The sequence below is a fragment of the Nocardia carnea NBRC 14403 genome (assembly GCF_000308515.1).
Classification (GTDB): Bacteria; Actinomycetota; Actinomycetes; order Mycobacteriales; family Mycobacteriaceae; genus Nocardia; species Nocardia carnea.
The window spans coordinates 1-5,160 of the sequence record NZ_BAFV01000099.1 but is presented as its reverse complement, the minus strand read 5'-3'; the positions used below and the strand labels follow the sequence as shown (position 1 = coordinate 5,160).

General features: G+C 66.6%; 4 protein-coding genes. 3 read left to right on the top strand and 1 reads right to left on the bottom strand.

Annotation, left to right across the window (positions count from 1 at the left end):
• The 3 genes from ON22_RS26730 to ON22_RS26720 all read left to right on the top strand — a co-directional run.
• A partial coding sequence (locus ON22_RS26730; RefSeq protein ID WP_157170439.1) for a WD40 repeat domain-containing protein occupies positions 1–2,915 on the top strand: 2,915 nt, incomplete at its 5' end.
• 58 nt (positions 2,916–2,973) lie between these two features.
• The gene (locus ON22_RS26725) at positions 2,974–3,864 is read left to right on the top strand and encodes a MerR family transcriptional regulator (RefSeq protein ID WP_033247751.1); all 891 of its coding nucleotides are present in this window, start codon (positions 2,974–2,976) and stop codon (positions 3,862–3,864) included.
• A gap of 239 nt (positions 3,865–4,103) precedes the next feature.
• On the top strand, positions 4,104–4,622 hold the full coding sequence (locus ON22_RS26720) for a Uma2 family endonuclease (protein ID WP_033247752.1): 519 nt from the start codon (positions 4,104–4,106) through the stop codon (positions 4,620–4,622).
• A 162-nt stretch (positions 4,623–4,784) separates the two neighbouring features.
• Here ON22_RS26720 and ON22_RS36920 read toward each other — a convergent pair.
• Positions 4,785–5,160: hypothetical protein (locus tag ON22_RS36920; protein WP_157170438.1), on the bottom strand; the 376-nt coding region annotated here is incomplete at its 5' end.

The window sequence follows — 5,160 nt, the reverse complement described above, 5'->3', positions numbered from 1 at the left end:
CCTTGGTGCTGACCGCGTTGCGCGCCGACTTCTACGGTCACGCCGCAAGGTATCCAGAACTTGCTGCGGCGCTGAAGGAGCGGCAGATACTGGTCGAACCCATGACCCGCCGGCAACTGTGGGAGGCGATCGAGAAACCTGCCACAGCGAATGGCTGGACCGTCGCCGACGGGCTCGCCGAGATCATCCTCAACGATCTCGGATCCGACACCACCACCGCGGCAGCCCTACCGGTGTTGTCACACGCGATGCTGTCCACGTGGAACCGTCGCGACGGCAAGCAATTGACCGTGGCCGGTTACCGGGCCACCGGCGGAATCACCTACGCCATCAGAAAATCCGCCGAAAGTGTCTACACCAGTGCCGATCAGTCCGGTCGGCATGCGCTGCGGATGATGCTGCCGCGGCTGGTGCGCGCCGGTATCGACGGGGACGCCGATACCGCCCAGCCCACCGACCGCGCCGTTCTCGTCCGCGGTGTCGCCGATCCGGGCACCGCGGATCAGATGCTGGCCCGCCTGGTCGAAGCGCGTCTGATCACGATGGACCGCGACACCGTACGCCTGGCACACGAGGCTCTGTTACGGGAATGGCCGCGGTTGCGGGAATGGATCGACACCGACCGCGACTGGCTCCGCCGCAGCCAGCGCGTCATCGCCGACAGCCGTCGATGGCAGCAGTCCGGCTGTGAGAGCGCCCTGCTCTACCGCGGCAGCCAGCTCGCCGCGATCCGTGAGCGCGAGATCCCCGCCGACCAGGACCCCATCCTGGCCGACCCGCTCGCCACCGAGTTCGTCGCTGCCGCCGTCGGCGCCGAGAGCCTCCGCACCCGGCGGCGTCGCGCCGTCACCGCCACCCTGGTCGTACTCGTCATCGCATTGACCGTGACCACCGGTATCGCGGTGTGGGCGCGGAACCAGGCGACTCAGCAACGCGACACCGCTATCGCTCGCGAACTCGCCGGCCGCAGTGAGCAGCTCGCCTCCACCGACCCGGTCGGCTCGCAGCTCGCCGCCTTGACCGCCTGGCGCACCAAGGAGATCCCCGAAGCCCGCTACGCTATGCTCGCGGCCGCCCGCAACCCTGCCATCCACCCCATCGATGCCGGCAGCGGCGCACCGGGCTCGATGGCATTGAGCCCCGATGGACACACACTGGCCACGGCCGCCGGCGCCAAGGGAGTGCTGTTGTGGGACACCCGCACCGGCGATCGAATCGACCCGCCTCTCACTGTCCCCACCGGCGTGATCGATCTTGTGGCGTTCAGTTCCGATGGGCTCACCTTGGCTACCAGCGGAGGCTACTACACGGCGCGGTTGTGGGATATCGGCAGTCGGCGCCAGGTCGGCCGGACGATCACCACCCAGGGCGGCAAGGTGGAATCAATGGCATTGAGCTCCGATGGGCGGACCCTGGCGATCGGCAGCGGCGACAGAATGGTGCGATTGTGGGACACCGCTACCGGTCAGCAGATCGGCCGGCCTCTACCCACCGGCCATGCGGTGCCGAAGAACCCGGTGGCGTTCACCCCCGACGGGCGGACCCTGGCAGCCAGCGGTGTCGACAATGGCACGGTGCAGTTATGGGACGCCCGCACCGGCACTCGCCGCGGCCCGCCCATCTCGACAGGTCACACCGGCACCGCGAAACCCGTGGCGTTCACCCCCGACGGGCGCGCGATCGCGACCAGCAACCTCACGGACGGCACGGTGCTGTTCTCCGATATCGACACCGGAGCTCAGATCGGCCCATCGTTCCCCGTAAGCCGGCCCGGCCGGGTCAGCCCGATAGCGTTGAGCCCTGACGGGCGGACCCTGGCCGCGGGCGGCAACGACGGGATGCGGTTGTGGGATACCGGTACCGGCCGCCAGATCGGCCGGCCCCTGTCCGTCCGCACTGGTACCGTGGTGTCCGCCGGTTCGGTGAGCTCCGTGACCTTCAGCCCGGACGGGCGCACCTTGGCCAGCCACAATGGCGGCGCGATATGGTTGTGGGACACCGCTACCGGCCGTCAGGTCGGCCGAACACTCACCGTCCCCACCGGTTCGGCGGCTCTCGGCGAGTTGAGCTCCGACGGGAGCACGCTGACCACCATCAGCGGCGACACCGTGTCACTGTGGGACACCCGCACCGGCGAAACGATCAGCCCTTCATTCACCATCAGCGTCAGCGCGTTGTCCGGGGTGGCACTGAGTTACGACAGGCGCACACTGGCTATCGGCGCCGGCGGCGGGACAGTGCAGTTGTGGGATACCCGCACCGGCGACCCGATAGGTCGCCCTCTCACCGGCCACAGAGGCCGGGTGATCTCGCTGGCGTTCAGCCGTGACGGGCAGATGCTCGCTACCGGCAGCGAGGACAACACAGCACGGTTGTGGGACCTTCGGTCCCACCATCAGGTCGGCCCAACGCTCGAAAGCCCCAGCGGCGTGGTGTCATCGGTGGAGTTCAGCCGCGACGGGGACACGCTGACCACCGGCAGCAGCTTCGGCACGGTGCAGGCATGGAACACTCGAACCGGCGCTCAGGCCAGTGAGTTCCGCACCCCCGGGGCGGTGTCATCGCTGGCGTCGAGCCCTGACGGGCGGACCCTGGCGGTAGGCGGTGGTGACGGCACGTCCGCCACGGTGTCGTTGTGGGACACCGTCACGGGCCGTCAGATCGGGCTCCCCTTCCCCGTTCCTGTCGGGGCGGCAGGCTCGAGGTGGGTGCCTTCGGTGGCATTCGGTCCGGACGGACACACCCTGGTCACCATCGACAACAGCAACACAGCGCGGTGGTGGGACGTCGGGTTCAACGTCGATGTCGCGGCGTTTCTCTGTTCCCGAATAGGGGACCTTCACACAACGGCCCATCCGGTCCCGGATCTACCCGAAATCCCGGACCCCCAGCAGCTGTGCCCCGCACGGCAGTAAGCCGATCCCAGACCATCGGGCTTGACCTTCCACCGACTGGAAGGTTCACGCTGTACTCGTGACCGACCGCGACACCTTGTTCACCATCGGACAACTGGCACAGCGCACCGGCCTCGACGCCAGGACCATCCGGTTCTGGTCGGATACGGGGCTGGTGCCACCCACCGCCCGTAGCTCCGCCGGGTACCGGCTGTACGACGCCGAAGCCGTCGCCCGGCTCGAACTGGTACACACGCTGCGCGAACTGGACCTCGATACGGCCACCGTGCGCGCGGTGGTGGAACGGCAGACCAGTCTGGCGGAGGTGGCGGCCGCGCACGCACGCGCCCTGGACGCCGAGATCCGCACGCTACGGGTGCGGCGCGCGGTCCTGCGGTCGGTCGCACACCGCAACAGCACCACCGAGGAGTTGAGAATCATGCACGAACTCGCCACCCTGTCCGCCGCCGAACGCCAGCGGATCATCGACGATTTCGTCGACGAAGCATTCGCGGGCATCGAACCGGACGCCCCCGGCGCCCAGATCGCCACCGGCATGCGGTCGATGCCCGCCACCCTGCCCGACGATCCGTCACCCGAACAGGTCGACGCCTGGATCGAACTGGCCGAACTGGTCCGCGACCAGGGTTTCCGGGAGCGCTGCCGGGAAATGGCCGTCACGGGCGCCCGCGGCGATGCGCAGATTCCGGAGGTCGATATGCCTGCCGGCACCGCTGCCGTCGAAGCGGGTGTGGCACCCGAATCCACCGAAGCGGCCGACATACTCGGCCGTGCGATCCCGGCTGGTACCGACCGCTCCGCCCTCGCGGACCAGCTGGCCATGTTCACCGATCGCCGGGTCGAACGTTACTGGTCGCTGCTCGGGATCATCAACGGCTGGCCGGCTCGCCCGCCGATGGTCCCGGGCGCGGAATGGCTCATAGCCGCCCTGCGAGCCCATGCTTCGTAGACCCGGAAGGTAGTCGCAGTCGTTTCGCTGGTCCCGCCTCCTATACGTCCAGCGACGGCGACGAGGAACATGTTCGGCTGGGGCGGCGCGTGGAGCGCCGATGACAGCGCCGGGAACGGACTAAGATTCGACCCACGTCAGCCATCTTCGATTGGGCACGGCCGGACAATGTCCAACCAGAACCGATCACCGTCGAGATCTGGCGGCAACTGCCCGCAGATTTCTGCAGTCTGGTCGAAGTGGTCAACGGCGACGCGGTGCGCTGCGAATCCCCGTCCCGGGCGCACCAGAAGGCGGTCCATCGGCTCATGAGCATGCTCGAGGCCGCAGCCCGTGACCATATGACACAGGAGCCCTCGGTCTGTATCGACGTCAATCACGACTTCGATTTCGTACTGTTGGAGTTCCCCCGGGCAACCATCCGGCGACCCGATATCGCCCTGTTCGAATGCGTACCGTCTGAAGTCAGGCCCGTACCCGCCAGGCATCTCGATATCGCAGTCGAGGTCATTTCACCCAGCCACGTCAAAACCGACCGGCTGGAGAAGATGAGCGAGTACGCCGCCGCCGGGATCCCCTGGTACTGGCTGGTCAGCGTCTCCGATACCGAGGTGACATCGATAGAGACTTTCGGGCTCGATCACGGCGTCGGACACTACCGGCCCGTCGAAATCCTGAAGCCCGGCACCGGATTCGCCGTCGACCTGCCCATTCGCATCCGGATCGACTGGGCCCGGCTGATTGACCTCGTACTGTAGGCGCTCTACTGGTCTGGACTCCCATCGATATTCCAGGGTTGAGGATTCTGCGCCTGCGAGCGTGCCCGGCCTGTCCTATCGTCACCGCGGAATCGTTGCACCGGCTGAAAACGACACCAGGCCGGCGAACGATCTGACAGCGTCGGCCCACGATCGACAGTTTCAGCCCGGAAGGCCGAGTGAATCCAGCGCCGTGATGATTCGATCGAAATCATGCACCGAACGCCGACCGTATTCCGGGTCCCCTCGAGCGAGCAGATCCGTCGCCTGGGCTTCCGTAGGGAAGCGATGACGGTCCTTGACTTCCATCACATGTGAAGGAATCAGCACCCAGTTGCGGCGCGTTGTATCGAACAACCAATCAATTTCACGCCGATCGTCTTCTACGATTCCCCGAAGAGTCTCCGAGAACCACTCCGGCCGCGGTTCAGCAAAGCGCCAGACCACAATGGGCGGCGTAAAACGACCGTCGTCGCAGCCGCCACCATGCCGATACCACTCCAGGGATCCGAATCGACGGAGCCGTACAAGGAAATCA